The organism is Flavobacterium tegetincola DSM 22377 (assembly GCF_000425485.1).
Lineage (GTDB): Bacteria > Bacteroidota > Bacteroidia > Flavobacteriales > Flavobacteriaceae > Flavobacterium > Flavobacterium tegetincola.
The window spans coordinates 224,706-246,393 of record NZ_AUDN01000008.1; the positions used below are offsets into that span (position 1 = coordinate 224,706).

The following is a 21,688-nucleotide window of genomic DNA, read 5'->3' on the forward strand; positions in this document are numbered from 1 at the left end:
CCAAAAATGTTTCACCAAAATTATATTTTAATGAAACATTTTTTTTTGCGCCAAAGCTAAAGATTTCTGTAATGAAAATGCTTTGAGACTACCGAACTCCGTTTCGCTAAAAATTGCTACTTTTGCACAATCAAAAAATAAGAAAATGATTATTCAAAAATCAAGAGAAGAAATCGAATTAATGCGTCAAAGTGCCTTACTGGTTTCTAAGACTTTAGGAATGATTGCCACTGAGATCAAAGAAGGTGTTACCACTTTACATTTAGATAAATTAGCAGAACAATTCATACGCGACAACGGAGGAATTCCAGGTTTTCTTGGACTTTACGGATGTCCATCGACACTTTTAACGAGTGTAAACGAACAGGTAGTCCACGGATTACCAACCAATCGTCCCATTGAAAATGGCGACATTGTCTCTGTAGATTGCGGTGCAATTTTGAATGACTTTTATGGTGACCATGCTTACACATTCGAAATTGGCGAAGTAGCTCCTGAAACTAAAAAATTACTTCAAGTTACCAAAGAATCCTTATACGTAGGAATTCGAGAATTGAAAATCGGAAATCGCGTGGAAGATGTTGGTAATGCAATTCAAACGTATTGCGAAGCACATAAATATACTGTTGTTCGAGAATTAGTGGGACATGGATTGGGACGAAAAATGCACGAAGATCCAGAAATGCCAAATTATGGTAAAAAAGGACGTGGAAAATTATTCGTTGAAGGTATGGTTGTCGCTATCGAACCGATGATAAATCTTGGAACACGAAATATCAAAACCTTGAAAGACGGCTGGACAATTGTAACGGCTGATAAAAAACCAAGTGCGCATTTTGAACACAACGTTGCCATTGTAAACGGTAAACCAGAATTGCTTTCTACATTTGGCTACGTTTATCAAGCATTGGGAATTACTTCTGATGAAGAAAACGAGTTTAGAATGCAACCTTTAGTTTTATAATTTTACACAGATTTCACAGATTTGCACGAATTAAATTTGATGAGCAGTAATTGAAAAAAATAAAGTCATTTGTGAAGGCTACACAGATAAGCACAAATTAACTACTACTTATGGATGATTCATATTTGAGAGAAGAAACCTATAAAATTATAGGATTGTGCATGGAAGTACATAGAATTCTTGGTAAAGGACATAGTGAAGTTGTTTACAAAGATGCTTTGGAATATGAGTTTAAGTTAAATTCCATTCCTTTTCAAAGAGAAAAAATCTATGAAATTACATATAAATAAATAATTTTACCTCGAAAATATTTAGCTGATTTTGTAGTGTTTAATGAAATCATTTTTGAAGTGAAAGCTATTTCTCAATTAACAATAAGCGACACTAAAAAAACTTTAAATTATCTTGCCTGTTCTCAAAATAAATTAGGCTTAATTATAAATTTTGGCGAAGAAAGCTTAAAATATAAACGAATTATTCTTTAAAAATCTGTGTGAATTAGTGTAATCTGTGTAAAAATCATTTGACTAATTTTCTTTAATAAATCAATGAAAAAAATATTCAAATTCATTTTAAACACTATTCCTCGACCGCTTTTAATTCGGATGAGTTATGTTGTGCGACCCGTTATGGCTTTTGCCCTGAAAGGTTCTACGTATACGGATCCAATTGATGGGAAAAGTTTTAAAAACTTCTTGCCTTATGGTTACGGAACACAACGAAACAACGTACTTTCGCCAAGTACTTTGTCATTAGAACGGCATCGTTTACTATGGCTGTACTTGAATAATGAAACGGATTTTTTTAGTGCGCCAAAAAAAGTGTTACACTTTGCACCGGAACAAGCGTTTTACAAACTGTTTCGGAATCAAAAAAATTTAGATTACACCACGACCGACTTGTTTTCGCCATTGGCAGACGTTAAAGCGGATATTTGTAATTTACCTTTTAAGGACAACATGTACGACATTATTCTGTGCAACCACGTTTTGGAACACATTCCAGACGATACGAAAGCCATGCAGGAATTGTACCGCGTTTTAAAACCTGGCGGAATGGGAATTTTTCAAATACCACAAGATTTGAATCGCGCGTCAACTTTTGCAGATGACACTATTGTAGACCAAAAAGAACGTGCTAAAATATTTGGACAATACGACCACGTTCGGATTTACGGACGCGATTATTTTGATAAATTAAGAAGTATCGGTTTTACAGTTATTGAGGAGGACTACACAAAAAAACTAAGTCCTGAATTGGTCAAAAAATACTGTTTAGCTCCTGGAGAAATTATTCCGGTATGCTACAAAATAGAAAAAGCCTGATTTTACATCAGGCTTTACTTTTTTGATCTTCCAAAATTAATTTTCTGGCATCAACATTCCAATAACTTTGCCTTTAGACAAATATTTCTTCGCTACTTCCTGTAAATCTTTTGTGGTAAGCGCTTTGACTTTTTCCTCTGTTTTCAAAACATCTGCAGCGTCAGTTCCATTAGAATAAGAGCGCGTTAAAGCAGACAACCAAAAACGATTTTCTTTACTGTCTTTTTTGAAATCCGCTACTTCACCTTCTTTATATTTAGCCAAATCTACCGCAGATGGACCCTCTTTGATAATTTTGTTCACTTCTCTCAAAGCAGATTCGGTTAATTTCTCTGCGTTTTCAGGACCACAAGGAAAAGAAATATTGAAACTATAAGAACCATAAGGCGTTTTACTCATACTTCCACGAGCACTAATTCCGTACACACCACTTTCATTCTCACGTAATTCTTCAATTAATTTGATCGTTAAAACTTCTCCTAATGCTTCCATTGCTAACGCTTCTTTGGGTGAATATGGCGTGTCTCCGTAATACATTATCGTTACATTACTTTTAGGATCTGTACCTTTGTTTACAACTTTTTTCAAATCGCCTTTTGGCATTCTAAAGCCTAAATCGGTTATTTTCTCACGTTCTTTTGTACTAGGCAAACTCGCTAAATATTTAGAAGCATATTCTTCCATTTTAGCATCGTCCACGTTTCCTACAAAGAAGAACTGAAAATCACCTGCATTGGCAAAACGTTCTTTGTATTTTTGGTACGCCAATTCATAACTTGTCTGTTCCCACGCTTTCTCGTCTGGAATCATTCCAAAAAATCTTGGATTTTCTTTCAATAGAAATCCATAAAATTCTTGTTGGAAATAAAAACTAGGAGTAGAAGCCATGTTTTTGTAAAACGAATTCTGCTTTTGTTTGTATCCTTCAAAAGCTTCTTTATCCATGTTTAAATCTGTAAAATAAGCATAGGTCATTTGAAACAAATATTCCAAGTCTTTTGGCGTCGCACTTCCGTTAAATCCTTCCGATGTGCTTCCAATGTACGGATTTACGTAGGCAATTTTACCATTCATAAACTTATTGATGTCGTTCAATTTTAAACCAGAAAATCCTGCTTCAGATAAAGCACCGTTTGCAAATTGCGTCTTTTTCAATTCTTCATTTGAATACAAATTACTTCCTCCAAAACTGATTCCACTCATTAAAATCTCATCATTTTTGAAATCGGTTTTTTTGTACGTCACTTTTACACCGTTAGAAAGCGTCAAAGTTGTAGTTCCAACTTTTGCATCCTTTTCCTTTTTTACAATGCTACCTGGTTTCACGTCATTACGCAATAAACTTGCCGCTACTTCTGTGTCTTCATAAGGCGTCAATTCGTTTGTATTTACGTTCAAGGCAGCCAATACTTCCGCTTCTGTAGGCAATTTTAATCCATCTTTTTCAGGTCCAGTTAAAATAACAACGCGGTTATCTTCCTTAATGTATTGATTGATTAATTTATTAATTTCGGTTAATTTAATAGTTGGCAATATTTTAGTAAACATAGCATGAGTCCATTCCATTCCTGGAGTTGGCTCTTTTTCCAAAAAGTGCGATTGATATTCGCCCACGTAACTAGACGAATTGGTTTTATCTCGGTCGTTGTAAGCGCGTTCTATACTTGCAATAAAATCAGATTTCGCACGATCCAATTCGCCTTCAGTAAATCCAAATTTCTTTACACGTTCGTTCTCTGCAACCAACACTTTTAAAGCATCAACTTGCTTATCTTCGGCAGACATTGCTACGGATTGATACGCTTCTTTGGTTCGTGCAAAAGTACCTCCATGATAGGAATATCCGTAGGTAAATGGAGGTGTAGGAGAATTTGATAATTCACCCAAACGGTTATTTAACATCGTTGAAAATAACCCATCGATAAGTTCGGTTTTGAAATCTGCAACTGTAACGGTTGCTTTCGGCATTTCATAATCTTTATACATCAATTGAACTGAAGCAGATGAAGCTTCTTTATCACTTTCAATAGCTACAAATGTTTCTTTATGATTTGGCACTTCATAAATCGTTCTAGGACGTTCATTAGTTGGATTTTTATAGGAAGAAAAATGTGCTTTTACTTTTTTCTCCATGTCGTCCACGTTAATATCTCCCACCACAATCACACTCATCAAATTTGGACGGTACCAATCTTTATAGAAGCTTACTAATTTATCGTACGTAAAATTTTCTAAAATGTCTTTTTTACCAATTGGAAGTCGATCTGCATAATGCGATTTATACATCATTTTGGGCATATAATGACCCATCATTCTCTTACCAGCACCAAGTCCAATACGGTATTCTTCTAAAACTACACCTCTTTCTTTATCAATTTCTTCTGGTGTCAAAACCGCGTTAAATGCCCAGTCTTCAATAATTTGAAACCCTTTTTCTAACTTCTCTGGATCGTCAGAAGGAATCGGTAAGAAGTAGACCGTTTCATCAAAACTTGTGTACGCATTTAAGTGTTGTCCAAATTTAACACCGATACTTTGCAAATAATCCACCAATTTGTTCTTAGGAAAATTTTTAGTTCCATTGAAACACATGTGCTCCATAAAGTGGGCCAAACCTTGCTGGTCGTCATTCTCTAGAATTGAACCTGCATTGATCACCAAACGCAAATCCACCTTGTTCTCCGGCTTGCCATTTTGCTTGATGTAATAAGTAAGTCCATTTTCCAATTTTCCCGTTCGCACGCTAGAATCAAATGGAATTAATGCATCACCTTTCATTTCTTGACCTACCATGGCAACTGGTAAGGCCAGCAAAAAGAAAAGTGTTCTTTTAATTTGTATCATATTAAATTATTTAAGGTTGTTTAAAACTATTAAATAACGCTCACTTAAATATTAAATTGTATTATTATTAACAAATAATTAATAAGATTATTTAGAATTGGTAGAAAATAAAATGGTGTGCAAATTCTAGAAGTGATTTATTAAACAGACCATCTATCCGCAGAAATCCTTATATTTACGAAATTGAAAATTAAATTCTATGATAACGCAAAATCGAGCCTCTTTCTTTATGATTTGGATAATAATTCTTCCTGTGCTTTTGCATGCGCAAATTGCAGAAGTTATTCCTCCTTATAATATCAAAACGGCTACCTTCGTTCAAAACGGCGAAAACGTAGTTCCGGTTTTTAATTTAAGAGACGGGTTCCAGTTTGAGTTTGACGATTTATACGGAGATGAAGCAAATTATTTCTATACCTTAAAACACTGCGATTATAATTGGAACGAATCTGAACTTTCTAAGGCCGAATATATTGATGGCTTTGACGACCAACGCATTCAAACCTACGAAAACTCGTTCAATACGCTGCAACTCTATTCGCACTATACTTTATCGTTTCCCAACAAATTTACTCGATTAAAAGTAACAGGAAATTACATCTTGAGCATTTTAAACAACAGTAAAGAGGTTGTTTTCTCCAGAAAATTTATTGTGTATGAAAATCTAGTTTCAGTACCGATGCAAGTAAAAAGACCTCGAACTACGCAATATTTGGACTCCAAACAAAATTTAGAATTTTCAATAAAATCAGAGCTCATTCAATTTCAAAATCCTTTGCAAAACGTAAAAATTAAATTGATTCAGAATGGAAATTTCAACACCGCTATTAAAAATGTGAAGCCGATGTTTACTATTGGAAATGATTTGATTTACAAATACGATGCAGAGACGCAATTTTGGGGAGGAAACGAATTTCTGAATTTTTACAATCGAGACATTCGCGCCGCCAATAATACAATAGCATTGGTACGATCAAATGAAACGTACAATTCAATATTGCACACCAACAATGCGCGACGAAATTCAATTTATACGTACTTCCCAGACCTCAACGGAAACTTTATTGTGCGAGATATTAATTCCGAAAATCACAGCATCGAAGCTGATTATGCTTGGGTATTTTTTAGCCTAAGTGCTCCCGAATATTTTGGCAAAAAAGACATTTACATTACCGGAATGTTCGAAAATTATGCGCTTTCTGAAGAAAACAAGATGGAATATAATGAAAAGAAAAACCTTTATGAGAAAGCTATTTTCATCAAACAAGGTTTTGTGAATTATCAATACCAAATTGCTGACAAAAAAGGAGTTATCGATCATGAAAATGCCATCGATGGTAACTTTCAGCAAACGCTTAACGATTATCTTGCTTTAGTGTATTATCGAGAAAATGGAGAACGATACGATCGAGTAATTGGCAAAGGAAGTACAACGTCCGAGTTTGTGACTAATTAGGTAAATATTTGGTTTAGCTTTTATTTTTAAGTAATTTTATCCAAAGTTTCAACTCAAACCCTTAAACAAATTGCTCTCCAATGGTTACACAAATAACAAGAGGTATAAAAATTTCTGTTTTGACTAGTTTTGAAGGTACCTACATTAAAAACTACCAACTTAACTTTGCCTTTAGTTACCAAATTACAATCGAAAATCACAGCAAAGATTCAGTGCAATTGATGACTCGTTTTTGGGAAATTTTTGATGCTTTAAATGAAAAAGACACTGTAATGGGTGAAGGTGTAGTTGGACAGAAACCGGTGCTACGTCCAGGTGAAACATATACCTATAAATCAGGTTGTCTTTTGACCTCTCCTTTTGGCGCGATGAAAGGCTATTTTAATATGATTAATTTTACCTCAACACGAAATTTCAAAGTAATTGTGCCTAGTTTTAAATTAAGCGCTCCCTTTGCCTCAAATTAAAGTAAAAATCTATTTCTCTGACATCTTAATCTGCACAACTTCCTCATTTGTCACAGCAAAGATAACATCACCTTCTTGCAATTTCATAATTCCTAAACCCGTAAAAGCGCCGAATGCAGGCAGAATCATTTGATTTTTCCGCTGAAAAAAACACGGCAATTTTAGATGACCTCTTCCCAAACCTCGAAGTACGATTCCAGGATGAATGTGTCCGGAAAAGTTAAACATTCCTTCTACTTCTGTCGGGTGATGCGTCAGTAAGAAGTCGTCCATGCGAATATAATCGACCACTTCAATACCGTTACTTTCATAATTCTTCGCGTCAATAATGTCATGATTTCCTGCAATTAAAACAAGTTCACACGTACACTGTTTGGACCATTCTATAAACAAATCCCACTCGCTATTTTTTGTACTGTGAAATAAATCGCCAAGAAAAAGAATGGTTGAAGCTTTGAAAAAATCTACGACATCAATTAATTTTTCAAAATTTTTATGCAAAGCATCGTTTGGAATTGCAAAACCGTTTTTTCTAAAATGGGTCACTTTTCCTAAGTGAACATCGGCAATTAATAAAGTATTTTTCTCGTTCCAAAATAAAGCACCGCTGGAATGCATGGTGAATAATTGGTCGTTAATTGTTGTTTCTAAAGTCATATGAATTGTCCGATTTTCGAACTTGTAATTTTTAAACGCAAATTACGCGAATTTTCACAAATTAAAATTTCGTAATTCGTGTGTTACTTCAAATAAGAAGCCGTCATTTTTTTAATTCGTTCTGCCAGAGTTTCACTTGATAATTTTTCGCGCAAGCGGTCGGTGATAATTGGGAAGCTAAACGGCGTTGGTTTTAAACATTCCTTTACTACTATTTTTTGTTTTGCAATTCGTTCCAAAGCCAATAAAAGTCGACCTTCTTCGAGTTGGTGTTCAAACGTTTCGCTATAAGCTTGTTGTAATAACAAATTGTCCGGTTCGTAATCTTTAAACACTTCAAATAACAATTGGGTTCCGCTTTGCAAATGTTTTGTCTTCACCGCTTTTCCGGGCATTCCGGTAAAAACCAATCCGGCAATTACGGCAATGTCGCGAAATTTTCTTCGTGCCATTTCGGTTGCATTTAAACTTTGTTGCAAATCTGCGTGAATGTAGGAAGTCGACAATAAATTATTATCTAATAAAACTTCTATGGAGAATTCTTGATCGGATAATAATTCAAAACCGTAATCGTTAAATGCTAACGAAAAAGTAATTGGCGATAACAAACTCATTCTATATGCCAAAACCGACGCCATTGCTTCATGCACAAATCGCCCTTCAAAAGGATAAAAAACGGCATGATAACCTTCCCGAGTTTTAAAAGTTTCAATTAGAAATTCATCCGCATTTGGGATAATTGATTCTTTTCTTTGTCTCTTAAAAATAACTTCCAATGCCTTTAATTCTACCGATAATTCTTCAGGTTGGTTTGCCAAATGAATTTCTTGACGCAGCAATTCACTCATTTGTGCCGAAAAGGACATCCGACCTCCGGACCAACTTACTACTTTTGATTTACTTCCAGCAGGCGCTTTTTGGACCAACACTTGCATGTTTTTGATGGCAAAAAGTTGCAGTCTTTTTCCACCGAAAATAAAGGTGTCGCCCGGTTGCAATCGCGAAGCAAATGATTCTTCAATCGAACCTATATAACCTCCGCTCAAAAATTTTACACTCATTGAAGCATCGCCAACTATGGTTCCAATCTGCATTCGATGGTGCATTGCTGTTCGCCTGCTTCTAATGATCATCAATCCATCTTCGTCCAATTCAACTTTTTTGAATTCATCATACGCTTGTAAACTTTGACTTCCATAAACTAAAAAATTCAAAATCCATTGCCAATCTTCCCTTGTTATGTGTTGAAAACAAAACGTAGATTTTACTTCCTTATAAATTTCATCAGGATAAAATCCATCCGAAACCGCCAAAGTATTTAGATATTGAATCAACACATCATAACTGTTCAAATACGGAACTCTATCTTCAACTAAACCTAATTTTACTGCTTTTCGTAATGCCGAAGCTTCGATTAATTCCATCGCATATGTTGCCAAGAAATACACGCGACTTTCTTTTCCGGGTTGGTGTCCACTTCTTCCGGCACGTTGTAAAAATCGTGCAACTCCTTTCGGGCTTCCAACTTGCACAATAGATTCTACAGGTGCAAAGTCGACTCCTAAATCTAAACTTGACGTACAAACCACTACTTTTAATTCTTCATTTCGGATGGCATTTTCCACCCAATGGCGCGTTTCTCTACTAATGCTTCCATGATGCATTGCCATTTCACCAGCAAATTCGGGATATTTTTCGAGTAAATTTTGGAACCACAACTCACAAGCCGAACGCACATTTGTAAAAACTAACGTCGTTTTGCTACCGCGAATTATTTCTGCTACTTGATCTAATAAATGCAAACCCATGTGGCCGCGGTACGGATAGGTTTCCATTTTCTCGGGCAATATGGATTCCACACGAATCTTTTTATTGATATTGGCACTTACCAAAACCGTTTCCGCTGGATTTTGATTGACGCCAAATAACACTTCCTGGGCTTGCGCCAAATTACCAATCGTTGCCGAAATACCCCAAACTTGCAACTTGGGAACAATCGTTTTCAATCGCGAAAGCGCCAATTCCATTTGAACGCCTCTTTTGGTTCCCAATAATTCGTGCCATTCGTCAATTACAATGGCTTCGCAGTTTTTAAATATCTTTTCGTAACCTTTTGTAGCCAATAATAATTGCAAACTTTCGGGAGTCGTAATCAGTAAATCGGGCATTTTGGTTTTCTGCTTCGCTCGTTCGGAAGCCGAAGTATCTCCTGTTCGGATTCCGACAGTTAAAGGCAATTCTAGATCGAGAATCATCTTTTCTGCCGCTTGTTTGATTTCTATAGACAGTGCTCGCAATGGAGTAATCCAAATCGCTTTTAATCCTGGAGGTGCTTTTTCTTTGTAGTTTTTATTTTTTCGGATGTAATTTAATACAATTGGAATCCAAAGTGCAAATGTTTTTCCACTTCCTGTTGGCGCGTGAAGTAAACCGTTTTTCCCTTGCAAAAAAGCCTTCCATGTTTCTAATTGAAATGGGAATGGGTTCCAATTTTGGCGTTGAAAAAAAGATTTTCCAATATCGATTAGTACTTTTTGTGTCATTTAATCCTCATTTTCATTACCAACAATCATACTTTTCAAATCTTCAATAGAATTTGCTTCATCGATTTTTTTATCTATTCGCCAACGCAAAATTCTTGGAAACCGTGTAGCAATGCCACTTTTGTGCCGTTTGGAAAGTGCAATACCTTCAAAACCAATTTCAAAAACCAATTGTGGCGTCACGCTTCGCACCGGACCAAAACGTTCTAGAGTATTCTTTTTTATGAAATCATCTACTTTTCTGAATTCGGCATCAGTAAGTCCGGAATAGGCTTTGGCAAAAGTTACTAATTCGCGGGTTCCATCTTCCTGATTTTGCCATAAGGCAAAGGTATAATCCGTAAATAAATTGGACCTTCGGCCGTGACCTCGCATGGCATAAGTTAAAACCGCATCAATGGTTAATGGTGCGATTTTCCATTTCCACCAATCTCCCTTTTTTCGTCCAACGAGATAAGGCGAATCATTTTTCTTTAACATCAAGCCTTCGCTTTTCATTTCTCGGGAACGGGATCGCTCTTCGGTTAATTCTTCCCAAGTAGCGAACTGCACTCGTTCTGAAAGTCGGATTGGCAATCCTTTATCTTTAATTTCTTGAAATAATTGTTCTAAAATTTCTCGTCTTTCTTGATAAGCCGTTTCCCTAATATCCTTGTTTTGCCATTCTAAAATATCATAAACTTTTAGAATCACAGGCGTTTTTTTCAACAAAGCTGCACTTACCGTTTTCCGACCAATTCGGGTTTGCAAATCATTGAACGTTCCGATATCGTCGTTTGGAAAAGGCAAAATCTCTGCATCTAAAACCGTTCCGTCGGGAATTGCATTTACGAAGGCGCCAAATTCGGGATATTTATCGGTCACTAATTCCTCTCCCCTACTCCATACAAAAATCTGTCCGTCGCGAATAATGGTTTGTGAACGAATGCCGTCCCATTTGTGTTCGGCACTCCAATCGCTTGGGTTTCCCAATGCTGCGATATCCATTTCTAACGGATACGCCAAATAAAATGGATACGGTTTTGAAATGAAATCACTGCTTTTTTCGTCTAAAATTAATTCCTGAAAGCTGATTGTTGACGGTTCCCAGTTGCCCATTAATTTGTAAGCCAATACATCTTCGTCAAGGTTTTCGGCTTTCGCCAAAGCACGAGTCATTAATTTTTGACTGACGCCAATTCGGAAACTACCGGTAATTAATTTGGTAAAGACAAAACGTTCGTAATAATTTAAAGCCAACCAATTTTCGTGCAAATAGGCTTTCTTTTCTTCTTCTGATTTCTTTTTTAGTGCAATGATTTCTTCGAGGAAAGTCGTCAAACTTTTATCAGTACTATTATCTGTGGTGGGAATTATCAAACCAATCGTTTCCGCTAAATCGCCAACAATGTGGTAACTTTCTTCAAAAAGCCACATCGGTATATTTGCTAATTCATTTGCCCAAAGGCGTAAAAGTGTTGTATTAACAGGTCTTGGTGGCCGACGATGCGACAGTAAAGCAATCGTCCAAACTTTATCAGTTGGTGGAGCTTGTCGGAAATAATCCGTCAAAGCTTCCACCTTTAGATTGGTTTTATTAGTGCTATCGAGGATTCGAATAAGATTGGCAAAACTTTTCATTACGTAAGCAGGTTTTTGACTTTTAATACTTCAGGCTGTGCTTCTTCACTTTCCATTTCACCTTCTCCTTTACCGCTAATTTCTCCCGCTTCCCCTTCGTATTGGGTCTTTGCAGTTCGGGCATCGTACCCTAATTCACGCAAGTACTTTGAAAACAAATCGCTGTAACCGTGGGTAGCAATCACTTTTTCGGCACCTGTTGCAGTAATACTTTCTAGCAAACCTTGCCAGTCGCAATGGTCGCTTAACACAAAACCTTTATCGACAGCGCGACGTCTTCTCGCTCCACGAAACGCCATCCATCCACTTGCTGAACCGGTCACATAAGGCGTCATTTTCCGAATCCAAGTACTTCCGTGAGCACTTGGCGGAGCCAAAACGATGTTTCCTAGTAGTTCTTCTTTCTTGGTTTCCCGAGTAATTAAAGTAGTTTCAGGAAAATCGACTTGAGCACGAAGCACTTGCGTCATATTTTCGATGGCGCCATGGGTATATATTTTTCCTATGTTTGGGTCTAGAAATTTGAGTAGGCGTTGTGCTTTTCCTAGAGAATAGCCAAACAGTACCGATGTTTTGCCTTCTGCTTTGTTTTCAGCCCACCATTCATTGACATCATTCATTACTTGGGATTGAGGCAACCATTTAAAAACAGGTAATCCAAAGGTACATTCGGTTATAAACGTGTGGCATTTTACGACTTCATAAGGAACCGAAATACCATCATCTTCTGTTTTATAATCGCCCGTAAAAACCCAAACTTCACCTTTGTGTTCCACCCGAATTTGAGCCGAACCAATAATATGTCCCGCAGGATGAAAAGAGAATTTTACATTATTAATTATGAAGGTTTCATTCCATTCTTTCCCAATAACGTTGGTCACTCCGAGTCGGTGTTTGATGATGGGAACATTACTAGAATGCGTAATATAACGTTCGTTTCCCCATCGCGAATGGTCGGCATGACCGTGGGTGATGAGGGCGTTCTTCACCGGTTTCCAAGGGTCGAGATATACGTCGGCTTGGGAACAGTAGATGCCTTTGTCGTTAAATTCAAGTAAGGGTGATGCCATGGTTATTTTATTTTCTCTGTCAGCTATTTTCTTAAAGTCACAACTTTTATTATAATGGTAAAAAATAATACAAATGTGATTTTTACGAAATTGCACATTTTATCCTTAACTTTTTACTGTATTTCAGGACTTATACATTCGTTTTCGCACTGTAGTAAATTTAAGGAATATCGGAAGTCAAAAATTACAACTTCTCTAAACATAAGTTGTAAAATTTCGCATTTTAAAAATTCAGAACATAAAGTAAATTATAGAAATTAAACCAAGAAAGTTGTAATCTAGGATAATACGCAAATGTTATATCTTTATAACAAACAAAAAAATTGCAAAATATGAGTTTAATAGATTTAATTACAGGAACTACCGGCAATAAAGTAGCTGAAGATGCTGAAAACAAATTCGGAATAAGTAAAGGACAAATGATTGGATTGGCAGCCGTTGCGGTACCACTCATTATTATGTATTTAAAGAACAAGTCAGAAAATACTGAGGAAGCAGCGTCTTTAAATAAGGCTTTGGAAAAAGACCATAATGGTAGTATTCTGAATAATCCATCGGAAGCTATGGACAAAGAATCAGAAGGGAATTCAATTTTAGATCATATTTTTGGCGATAAGAAAACAGAAGTAGAAACCTCGCTTTCAAATAAAACAGGAATTTCAATGAGTACCATCGGACCATTATTGGCAACACTTGCTCCAATTATCATGGGATATATTGGCAAAGAAAAACAAGATTCGGGCGTTTCTAGTGGCGGTGGACTATCGGACTTGCTTGGTGGGATTTTAGGAAAAGCATCTACTGAAGCAAAGGGCGAACCGAGTAATCCTTTGAATGAAATTTTAGGCGGTTTGCTGGGTGGTGGAACTACTGCATCAGGCGGAAATCCGCTGAACGACTTGCTTGGTGGTTTACTGGGTGGAAATACTTCAAAAAAGTCAGAAGAAGGTGGATTGGGTGGACTACTAGGAGGGATTTTTGGAAAATAAAATTTTTCATTACATTTAGACCGTTTCAAATATGAAGCGGTTTTTTATTGAACTTTAATGGTGATTCTCTCACTTTCTACAGCTTTTGCACATCATTAAATTTCACCTTTGACGCAGACGAACTTTAAACATCAAAAATTACATTTATGAAAACTATTTTATTAGCAGCACTTTTGATTATTGCAATTGTCATGATTGTTATGGGTATTAATGCAAAAATGGCTCCTCCAGCACTAACTGGTGCAGGTTTTATTGTTATTGCCGTATTATTGTATCAGAAGAAAAATTGAACTTGATTCGCAATTTAGGACAGCCGTGTCGTTTGTTATCTTAATTTCACATCTTTCATTGTGCTTTTCAAAGTAGCATTAGATAAAAGTAGTATCAGTAAGAAGACCATTTTCATCAATCTGCTATAAGTAAAGCCGCGTGGAAATAATTAATTAGAAAAGTTTATCTCCTAGCCATCAATTTTAGATAGAACTTTTCTTTTTCTAAATCAGTTGAAGCATTTTCAAATTCATCCACTAATCCAAAATGAAACAATCGTTCATTCATGGTCATTCCGCCTATACTATCAATTGTAACTCTTTTGAATTCGGACCATAAACTGTAAATCTGTAAGTAATCAAAATTGTTTTCCAACCAGATATTCCCAAGGTACTTTTCGAACGAATTTTCTAATGCTTCACTATTCATTTCGTTTGTTTTCCAGCTTTGCAGCGTATCCGCCACTTCCTGTACCACCTTATCGGGAGCAATTTTTCTGATGTGCAAAATTAATTTGTCAATGGTCATCAATGATGGAAGTTGTATTAACCAAATAAATTTTAAATAATCATTTCATTTCCTACAGGTGCTACTTCCGCATTTACAAATGATAGTGATGTTTATTCCAAAACGAAATATTTGATGTTGGATTAAAAAGCGTTTATTATTTCCCGTTCATTAAAAGCTCGTACTTCTTTTGCTTTTCCTGCCACCTTTTGGCTGCATATTGTTGCATATCTTCCACGCGGTCTTTTTCATCAACAATTTCAAAACCAAGAAGTGATTCTATAATATCTTCAAGTGTAGTTATACCGTCCATTCCACCGTATTCGTCTACAATTAACGATATGTGCTCTTTCTTGATAAGCATTTCTTCCCATGCATCAAATAAAGTCATGTTTTCTGGAAAGTGAATGATCTCTCTCTTGATGTCTTTTAATTGCAAATTAAATTGATCCTCCGCTAATTTTTCAAATACAAGTTCTCTAAAAATATACCCTGTAATGTTGTCTTTATTGTCTTTAAAAATCGGTATTCTTGAGAAATGTAAAAATTCTTTGTTCTTCAAAAATTCTTCTAAAGTCATTTCCTCACTCACCGTTACCACCACAATTCGTGGCGTCATAACCTCTTTAATTTTCAAGGTTTTTAGCTTGATCAAGTTTTGAATGATTTTATTCTCTTTATCAGCAAAAATACCTTCCTGCATTCCAATACTTGCCAAAGCAGAAATTTCTTCTCTACTTGTAGTTAATTCTGCTTTGCTTCTGGATAGCAATTTGGTCAAAATTGACGCACCCCAAACAATTGGATACGTTATAAAAATCATGATTCTTATAATTTTAGCAGATATGCTTATCAACTCTTTACTGTAATTTGCCCCTAACGTTTTTGGGATAATTTCGGTCAATACTAAAATCAAAACGGTTAACACTGCAGAGACAATTCCAAAAGACGCTTCGCCAAATACTTTAATTGCTTCGGCTCCTACACCTGCAGCACCCACTGTATGCGCTATCGTATTTAAAGATAATATAGCAGAAAGAGGCTTGTCTACATCTCCTTTTAACTTCAGCATAGTTTCAGAACTTTTGTCACCGTTTTCAACTCTTGATTTCAAATAAGAAACGGGAGTAGACAGCAATACCGCCTCCATAATAGAGCACACAAAAGATATAATTAGTGCGGTAAAAAGATAAATAAGTAAAAGTGTCATACTGGTTTTAAGTGAATAATTTAATTTCTAAGTTCTTGTTTTTGTTTTCTTTATAGCTTTGTTTACAAAAATAGTTGAATCTAAAAGATGCTATAAAGATGTGAAACTTACAGCCGCAAAGATAGAACTAAAATTAAAAGATTTAATAGGATTTTTTTTAGAAGTTGCAATTGCCATGCTCCACCTGTAGTGTAAAGGTTTTTCAATAATAAATGTGGAAATGAGTTGAGGTCTAGAAATTTATTGCACCGGAATTTTATACTTTAGTACCTGCACCACTTCAATGCATCCTAATGTTTTCAAATGAAAACTGCTTTAAATGCTATTTACACCACATCTTTTAGAGTACAAATTCCTTCTAACTGACGCATCAGTTTTGCATTGTTGTACGTTCTAGATTCAGATGGATAGTGGAATCGATCATCCTGTTAGAAAACTCTTTCTTAGCACAAGTTTTGGCAAAATACTCCTAATGGTAAGAAGTATTTCGCAGCTGCAATCTCAGATATTGCTCCTTAATGTACTAGAAATCGAAATTGCTTCTTCCTATTAAACATATCCTAGTTCCGCTTACTTTTGCAACGCTCTAAGTTTTACCTTAAACATTTTCGCAGCGCTGGTATAGCCTCCTTCGGTACCATCTACAAAGTGCGAATGCTTAGTTTTCCGGTCCAAAACGTAGCAAGACATGACTGAGGCGTGGGTAATATGAATACCGTAAATGATTTTTTTGTTTTGCTCTAATTGGTTGAGATAAGTTACAAATGAATCTATTTTATCCTGATCGGCAGTAAATATAGTGTTGATCATTCCGTCCATCATGAAGGTGTGGGACAACTGCCCTATTTGTTGCAAATAGTGCTGGCCATCAGCCGACAAATTTAAGTAGAACTTCCCAATGAGTGTGGAAATCCACTTCTTCAGTAAGTAAAACCAGTTCTGATTGACCAACGTAATTTTCATCTCTTCCCAAATGGTGAGAATATTAAAATTCAGTTGCAATTTCTCTGATTTAATGGGTTGCCTGCTGTTGAACGTCCCAAACAAAATATCCATTTGCGCAATGATCTCTTTGTATAAAAGGCGCTGGTCCGTTTCATTTACCGCATCTAATAACAAGCAGACCACTTTATTTTGACTCTGATTGGGATCGATTTTTTTCCACCTGCATTCCATCCCTTCCAGATTTAGAAGGTCTTTCTCAAATAAAATCGCCTCATTTTCTTCAAAATTTTGCTTGATAATTTCTTCTGCTCTTTTCAATCCGTTTCCTAAAACCACGGGAATAGACAATTGTTCGGTCAGCTTGTGTTTTGCTATTTTGAGTGTTGCCTCTTGCGCAATCAAGTGCGCTACCGAAACATGTCCAACCCGCAACGTGAGATTAGCATTTCTCTTTATGTGCAAACTATAATTGTCTAACGTCCCTACAATTTGATTTAAAAACAAAGCAGGAACTATAAATGTGGCTCCGTCTCCGCCAAAAAAGTAAGGGATTTCTGTAGACTGCTTTTCTTTTCGCACCAAGTTGAGCACAGAAATTATCGCTCCAGTGGCAGTCAAGTTGACTTGATGGTGCTTCCCATCTGCAACGGCTTCTGTGGAGTTTTGAATATCCACCACCACCACATGCCAAGTGGACGGAATTTCCGTAAAGCGCGTTTCCATAGCCAATAAGTCGACCAGGTTTTTGCCTGCACTTTTTAGATTCGTATAGAATTCAATTTCTCCCATTTTTTAAATCAATAACACCCGTTTCTTATACTATTTGTCCCTCTTTTGGTTCTTACCAAAATTACTTGACTACTCTTTCAGTGCAATGCCGTGTGTGGGATTAAAGGTGCGTGTTTTTTTGATCAGTAACAAGTTTTACAGACATAAAACACTTTTTAATGAAGCAAAACACCTGCAAGCTAAGTGTTTTAGAAAGCTGAACAGTATTGTTTTACAATTAAAAACCGTTGCAGCCGTCAAAAGAACACATAAATACCGCACCATTATAGTTGTAGATGCCACAATTATATATGTTTTCGACATAATTATAGTTGTCGATGGCATAATCATGTATGTTTTCGACATAATCATAGTTGTCGATGGCATAATTATATATGTTTTCGACATAATTATAGTTGTCGATGGTACAATCATGTATGTTTTCGACCTATCTACTGTGGAAGTCAGGAACTTTAAAATCTCGTGATTGGAAAATCTTTACGGTATACAATTTTTAAGAGTGATTGGAAATTTTGTAATTCTGCTCGTGCGAGCGTCACGCACGCAACCGATTATAAAAGTATATAGTTGCGGCTTTGTTTGTTGGCACGAGCGGGACGCTCGCGCAAGCGGGGAGAAAACTTCCCGTAACATACTTATAATAATATATTAGTGTAAACTATTCTAATTTCATTAAATGATAAAGTAATTCTTCTTTAGAATCAAAAAATGTAGTCTGAATATTGTCATAAATAAAAAATTTCCCGTTTGAATTTTTAGTGTAAAATTTATAGTTATGTCCTGCTTCAAAGATCAAAAACCAGGCTTTATAATTTCCATGTGTAAATGAATTATGACGATCTATAAAACTTGTACTAAATCTTATACTTTCATCATCAAATTTAAAAATATCCCACTCTCCGTCATTAATAATAGTTAATTTATCTTTTTTAAAAGCGATTTTAGTTCATTTTTCGAAATTTGCTCTACCTTTAAATTAAATTCCTCTGTAGTTAAAATCCCCGAATCTCTTAAGCTCTTTAACTGTCTATATTCAGACGAATTTTGAATATCCTCTTTTGCTTTTTCTGTTTTTATTTTAGCAACTTTTTCATAGTATTCCACATTTGTCAATATCCCTTTATCTCTCAACTCTGTAAGACTGTTAATTGAAGAATCTAATTTTGTTTTTACTTGTTCAACTTTTCTTTCACTTACTTTTTCTGCCGAATTTTCCACTTTAATATTGTTGTAAATCAACATAATCAAAATTCCTAACCATTGAGCAGGAGGAAAGATGATACAGATGTATAGAATAATTTTTTGTAAAACACTAAAACTCTCACTTTTCCAAACGTAAATTGAAGATGCAAAGGCTAAACCTACAATTGCTCCAACCCCTATGCTGTTACCCATAATTTTCTAAACTTTATTCAAAAATAGAAATAATTTCTTAAATTTGGCGATAATATTATATTATGAACACCCAAGAAAAAATTGAAAAGGTAAATAAGTATGTTGAAAACTTTCTTTTTAGAAAAGGATTCTCATTACTTGGCAAAGTGAGTTTAAACTGTAAGTTTTGGATAACAAATATTACTAATGAATCCGATAATTACTTTAAAGTAGATTCAGAAAAAGAAGCAAAAGAAATTGTAAAAGTATTTTTAACCAATTCTTACACTGAAGATGTTTTTAAAGATTTTATTTTTTCTGAAAGCAAACCTTTGTATCTAGCATTAGACATACAATTACCAATGTAAGAGTAAACAATTTTATCCCCCTCGCTCGTGCGAGCGTCACGCTCGTACCCGATTACAAAAGTATATAGTTGTTACTTTTCTTTGTTGGCACGAGCGGGACGCTCGCGGTAGCTGCGAAATTTTAAAGACTATATTCTTAATTAAAGTTGTATACTCTTAAATAATTCTAATATATCAACAGATATGAATTCTGGAATATCAGAAATAGTTTTATTTATCACATCTCTTCTCAGTCCATTTTCATCTTTATATCGGAGTAGCGGAGGAAATATTTCGAATAAAAAATTTGGGATATTATGTCCATAACTTTTTAGAAACCAATCTGGCAAAGCTATGGTTAAACCATTAATATATTTAACGTGTGATATAGTGGTCTCGGTAGTATCTTTAAAAGAAGGTTTTATTATATCTAAAATTTTATGAGTTACAGTTTGAATTTTTGATTCATCAAATGAGATGTAATCTAAATACCTATCAGACTCATCTAGTCCAAGTTCTTCATTAGTTAATATTTTTTCTCTTAAAAAATAGAATCCTAAAAGTACGGGGTCAAAAATATAATTTTCAATACTATATCTTTTATTATATCCAAGTACCTTGATTTTCTCATCACATTGATTTTTCTTGTCCCAATCAATAATACCATAAATAGAATTATTACCAGCAGTATTTAATCTACTAACAATATCTATTACTTGGTCGCAATTCCCTCGACCCGACACACCAGAAGATATGAAGTTCAATGAGATTTCAGCTAGTAAATGCTGTTTGACACAATTGTAAACCTTGTCATAATATTCAGCGTCATATTTTGATTCAACAAAAACCTGTTTTCTATTCTCGTAACTTATACTCAAAGAAGGAACACCAAATGTAAGTATATTTAGTGCCTCGCCTTTATTTACTTTTTTAATTGTAGTTGTTTCCGATTCTTTTTTTATAACATATATAGATTCAGATGGTGCCAACGCAACGGTGCTCGGTGAATGTGTAGCCATAATAACTCTTGAACCATACTCTTTAATCACAACATTATTTATTACATCAAAAAACTTCTTAGTCATCAATGGATGTAAGTGTGCATCAATTTCATCCAAAATTAAGATACTTTTCTTAAATCCTCTGTACTCAAAATAATACAGAAGCATAGCTAAAGACATAATCACTTTCTCTCCGGAAGATAAATTATTTATTCCTATATCAGTTCCATCAACCGGGTCTATCAATTTTGCAGAGAATTGATAGGGATTCATTTCATTTAATGGATTATCAAATACTGATTGAATATGTTTTTTTTCGGGAATCATTATCTCATAAGGAATTCCAGCAGATTTAATAACTTTATTTAATATATCCCAAGGTGCTTCAACGTTTCTAGATGAACCAGTATTCTTATGCTCAATAGAAGTGGTTTTGTACAAATAAATGTAAAAAATCATATCCAAATTGTCTTGACTTATTAAATCTGAATCTTCCGTTAATATTTCTAAAGGCAAATAATACATAATGTCAGCAGGCAATAGTGATTTTATATCCTTACCTGAATCTCTAACAATTTCATCTAAATTCTTATTCCTTTACCCTTTAACACATTAAATAATCTTGTAAATGCTGGATGAGGGTCAGAATAGTTACCTACAATAATCTTATTTTGAATGCTATCAATGATATCTTGCTCACGCTGAATAAATTGGTAAGAATTTGCGTGATCAATAAAATTAAGCAAAAACTCACAAATCTTTTTTAAATCTTGGAATCCGAACTTATTATTTTCAAAATTAAAATTACCTCCTCCAGATTGCCACTGCAATAAGCCATTTTTTTCTATATCTATTTCATTAAATGTCATCTTAAACTCTCCACCATTATATACATTATTTGGAGTTCTCTGATTATAAGAAAGATTATTATATCCTTGACTAATGATTTGCAAAAGCTGACTTTTACCAGTACCATTAAGCCCTGTAAGTATTGCTAAATCTGGAATGTTAGCCCATTCAAAACTCTTTAAATATTTATATTTACCTTCAAATTTAATTTCCATATTATAAAATATATAATTTATATAGTTAGTAGCGAATTTTTCACTTTTTAATCTTCTAAATATTAATAATTATCCGGAAGTATTTGTATAATTAGTTTCTTTTAAATACAAATAAACTTATATTAAACTTTCCACTTTTTTCCAAATTTAACAAAATTTACTATTATAAAACACTCAAATGTTAACTATATAATCATGAAACATTATATGATGTTTCATAAGCCCCAAACCACCCCAAAAGCACAC

At 35.0% G+C, this 21,688-nt stretch carries 18 protein-coding genes and 1 pseudogene; 8 read left to right on the top strand and 11 right to left on the bottom strand.

Translation table 11 applies throughout. From position 1 onward, the window contains the following. The first annotated feature begins 145 nt into the window (after positions 1 to 145). From map to H602_RS0102560, 3 genes and pseudogenes are all read left to right on the top strand, one after another. The gene (map, locus tag H602_RS0102550) at positions 146 to 964 is read left to right on the top strand and encodes a type I methionyl aminopeptidase (RefSeq protein WP_026976611.1); all 819 of its coding nucleotides are present in this window, start codon (positions 146 to 148) and stop codon (positions 962 to 964) included. Positions 965 to 1,074: 110 nt separating this feature from the next. Then, positions 1,075 to 1,449: pseudogene (locus H602_RS18030) on the top strand (GxxExxY protein). A gap of 63 nt (positions 1,450 to 1,512) precedes the next feature. Then, the gene (locus tag H602_RS0102560; RefSeq protein ID WP_026976612.1) at positions 1,513 to 2,289 is read left to right on the top strand and encodes a class I SAM-dependent methyltransferase; all 777 of its coding nucleotides are present in this window, start codon (positions 1,513 to 1,515) and stop codon (positions 2,287 to 2,289) included. Between the two features lie 36 nt (positions 2,290 to 2,325). On the opposite strand, the gene H602_RS18035 is transcribed toward H602_RS0102560, so the two are convergent. Beyond that, positions 2,326 to 5,133 (bottom strand): M16 family metallopeptidase, encoded by a 2,808-nt coding sequence (locus H602_RS18035; protein WP_084404194.1) that lies wholly within the window; start codon positions 5,131 to 5,133, stop codon positions 2,326 to 2,328. Positions 5,134 to 5,362: 229 nt separating this feature from the next. Here H602_RS18035 and H602_RS0102570 point away from each other — a divergent pair, with 229 nt between their 5' ends. Together H602_RS0102570 and apaG are read left to right on the top strand one after the other, a co-directional pair. After that, a complete protein-coding gene (locus H602_RS0102570; protein WP_035758781.1) occupies positions 5,363 to 6,589 on the top strand; it encodes a type IX secretion system plug protein in 1,227 nt (408 codons plus the stop codon). Between the two features lie 80 nt (positions 6,590 to 6,669). After that, the gene (apaG, locus tag H602_RS0102575; protein WP_026976614.1) at positions 6,670 to 7,056 is read left to right on the top strand and encodes a Co2+/Mg2+ efflux protein ApaG; all 387 of its coding nucleotides are present in this window, start codon (positions 6,670 to 6,672) and stop codon (positions 7,054 to 7,056) included. Positions 7,057 to 7,065: 9 nt separating this feature from the next. Here apaG and pdeM read toward each other — a convergent pair whose 3' ends face one another. The 4 genes from pdeM to H602_RS0102595 all read right to left on the bottom strand — a co-directional run bounded on the left by pdeM (position 7,066) and on the right by H602_RS0102595 (position 12,946). Further along, complete coding sequence (gene pdeM, locus H602_RS0102580) at positions 7,066 to 7,713, bottom strand: ligase-associated DNA damage response endonuclease PdeM (RefSeq protein ID WP_026976615.1); 648 nt, start codon at positions 7,711 to 7,713, stop codon at positions 7,066 to 7,068. An 83-nt stretch (positions 7,714 to 7,796) separates the two neighbouring features. Beyond that, entirely contained in the window at positions 7,797 to 10,256 is a 2,460-nt protein-coding gene (locus H602_RS0102585) for a ligase-associated DNA damage response DEXH box helicase (RefSeq protein ID WP_026976616.1), read from the bottom strand. Continuing rightward, a complete protein-coding gene (locus tag H602_RS0102590) occupies positions 10,257 to 11,876 on the bottom strand; it encodes an ATP-dependent DNA ligase (protein WP_026976617.1) in 1,620 nt (539 codons plus the stop codon). Continuing rightward, positions 11,876 to 12,946, bottom strand: coding sequence for a ligase-associated DNA damage response exonuclease (locus H602_RS0102595; RefSeq protein ID WP_026976618.1), 1,071 nt, complete (start codon positions 12,944 to 12,946; stop codon positions 11,876 to 11,878). The genes H602_RS0102590 and H602_RS0102595 overlap by 1 nt, the downstream gene beginning before the upstream one ends. Positions 12,947 to 13,278: 332 nt before the next feature. Here H602_RS0102595 and H602_RS0102600 point away from each other — a divergent pair, with 332 nt between their 5' ends. Together H602_RS0102600 and H602_RS20070 are read left to right on the top strand one after the other, a co-directional pair. Next, on the top strand, positions 13,279 to 13,935 hold the full coding sequence (locus H602_RS0102600; protein ID WP_026976619.1) for a DUF937 domain-containing protein: 657 nt from the start codon (positions 13,279 to 13,281) through the stop codon (positions 13,933 to 13,935). 146 nt (positions 13,936 to 14,081) lie between these two features. Further along, entirely contained in the window at positions 14,082 to 14,225 is a 144-nt protein-coding gene (locus tag H602_RS20070) for a hypothetical protein (RefSeq protein ID WP_169516015.1), read from the top strand. Positions 14,226 to 14,388: 163 nt separating this feature from the next. Here the strand turns inward: H602_RS20070 and H602_RS0102610 are convergent, their stop codons facing one another. From H602_RS0102610 to H602_RS0102645, 4 genes are all read right to left on the bottom strand, one after another. Further along, positions 14,389 to 14,733, bottom strand: coding sequence for a hypothetical protein (locus tag H602_RS0102610; protein ID WP_026976620.1), 345 nt, complete (start codon positions 14,731 to 14,733; stop codon positions 14,389 to 14,391). A gap of 136 nt (positions 14,734 to 14,869) precedes the next feature. After that, a complete protein-coding gene (locus tag H602_RS0102615) occupies positions 14,870 to 15,922 on the bottom strand; it encodes a hemolysin family protein (protein ID WP_026976621.1) in 1,053 nt (350 codons plus the stop codon). Positions 15,923 to 16,492: 570 nt separating this feature from the next. After that, positions 16,493 to 17,656: a DUF3095 family protein gene (locus H602_RS0102630; RefSeq protein ID WP_026976622.1), complete on the bottom strand. Its 1,164-nt coding sequence runs from the start codon at positions 17,654 to 17,656 to the stop codon at positions 16,493 to 16,495. A 915-nt stretch (positions 17,657 to 18,571) separates the two neighbouring features. Beyond that, positions 18,572 to 19,051, bottom strand: coding sequence for an SHOCT domain-containing protein (locus tag H602_RS0102645; protein ID WP_026976624.1), 480 nt, complete (start codon positions 19,049 to 19,051; stop codon positions 18,572 to 18,574). A gap of 62 nt (positions 19,052 to 19,113) precedes the next feature. On the opposite strand from H602_RS0102645, the gene H602_RS0102650 reads away from it, so the two are divergent. Next, complete coding sequence (locus tag H602_RS0102650) at positions 19,114 to 19,398, top strand: hypothetical protein (protein WP_026976625.1); 285 nt, start codon at positions 19,114 to 19,116, stop codon at positions 19,396 to 19,398. A 140-nt stretch (positions 19,399 to 19,538) separates the two neighbouring features. Here H602_RS0102650 and H602_RS0102655 read toward each other — a convergent pair whose 3' ends face one another. Further along, positions 19,539 to 20,918: an ATP-dependent nuclease gene (locus H602_RS0102655; RefSeq protein ID WP_157504819.1), complete on the bottom strand. Its 1,380-nt coding sequence runs from the start codon at positions 20,916 to 20,918 to the stop codon at positions 19,539 to 19,541. A gap of 41 nt (positions 20,919 to 20,959) precedes the next feature. Beyond that, positions 20,960 to 21,442 (bottom strand): hypothetical protein, encoded by a 483-nt coding sequence (locus tag H602_RS0102660; RefSeq protein WP_026976627.1) that lies wholly within the window; start codon positions 21,440 to 21,442, stop codon positions 20,960 to 20,962. Positions 21,443 to 21,688 lie beyond the last annotated feature (246 nt).

Excerpts from the sequence above, each read along its gene's own strand:
- map (WP_026976611.1), top strand. The coding sequence starts at position 146 with ATGATTATTCAAAAATCAAGAGAAGAAATCGAATTAATGCGTCAAAGT.
- H602_RS0102560 (WP_026976612.1), top strand. The coding sequence starts at position 1,513 with ATGAAAAAAATATTCAAATTCATTTTAAACACTATTCCTCGACCGCTT.
- H602_RS18035 (WP_084404194.1), bottom strand. The coding sequence starts at position 5,133 with ATGATACAAATTAAAAGAACACTTTTCTTTTTGCTGGCCTTACCAGTT.
- H602_RS0102570 (WP_035758781.1), top strand. The coding sequence starts at position 5,363 with ATGATTTGGATAATAATTCTTCCTGTGCTTTTGCATGCGCAAATTGCA.
- apaG (WP_026976614.1), top strand. The coding sequence starts at position 6,670 with ATGGTTACACAAATAACAAGAGGTATAAAAATTTCTGTTTTGACTAGT.
- pdeM (WP_026976615.1), bottom strand. The coding sequence starts at position 7,713 with ATGACTTTAGAAACAACAATTAACGACCAATTATTCACCATGCATTCC.
- H602_RS0102585 (WP_026976616.1), bottom strand. The coding sequence starts at position 10,256 with ATGACACAAAAAGTACTAATCGATATTGGAAAATCTTTTTTTCAACGC.
- H602_RS0102590 (WP_026976617.1), bottom strand. The coding sequence starts at position 11,876 with ATGAAAAGTTTTGCCAATCTTATTCGAATCCTCGATAGCACTAATAAA.
- H602_RS0102595 (WP_026976618.1), bottom strand. The coding sequence starts at position 12,946 with ATGGCATCACCCTTACTTGAATTTAACGACAAAGGCATCTACTGTTCC.
- H602_RS0102600 (WP_026976619.1), top strand. The coding sequence starts at position 13,279 with ATGAGTTTAATAGATTTAATTACAGGAACTACCGGCAATAAAGTAGCT.
- H602_RS20070 (WP_169516015.1), top strand. The coding sequence starts at position 14,082 with ATGAAAACTATTTTATTAGCAGCACTTTTGATTATTGCAATTGTCATG.
- H602_RS0102610 (WP_026976620.1), bottom strand. The coding sequence starts at position 14,733 with ATGACCATTGACAAATTAATTTTGCACATCAGAAAAATTGCTCCCGAT.
- H602_RS0102615 (WP_026976621.1), bottom strand. The coding sequence starts at position 15,922 with ATGACACTTTTACTTATTTATCTTTTTACCGCACTAATTATATCTTTT.
- H602_RS0102630 (WP_026976622.1), bottom strand. The coding sequence starts at position 17,656 with ATGGGAGAAATTGAATTCTATACGAATCTAAAAAGTGCAGGCAAAAAC.
- H602_RS0102645 (WP_026976624.1), bottom strand. The coding sequence starts at position 19,051 with ATGGGTAACAGCATAGGGGTTGGAGCAATTGTAGGTTTAGCCTTTGCA.
- H602_RS0102650 (WP_026976625.1), top strand. The coding sequence starts at position 19,114 with ATGAACACCCAAGAAAAAATTGAAAAGGTAAATAAGTATGTTGAAAAC.
- H602_RS0102660 (WP_026976627.1), bottom strand. The coding sequence starts at position 21,442 with ATGGAAATTAAATTTGAAGGTAAATATAAATATTTAAAGAGTTTTGAA.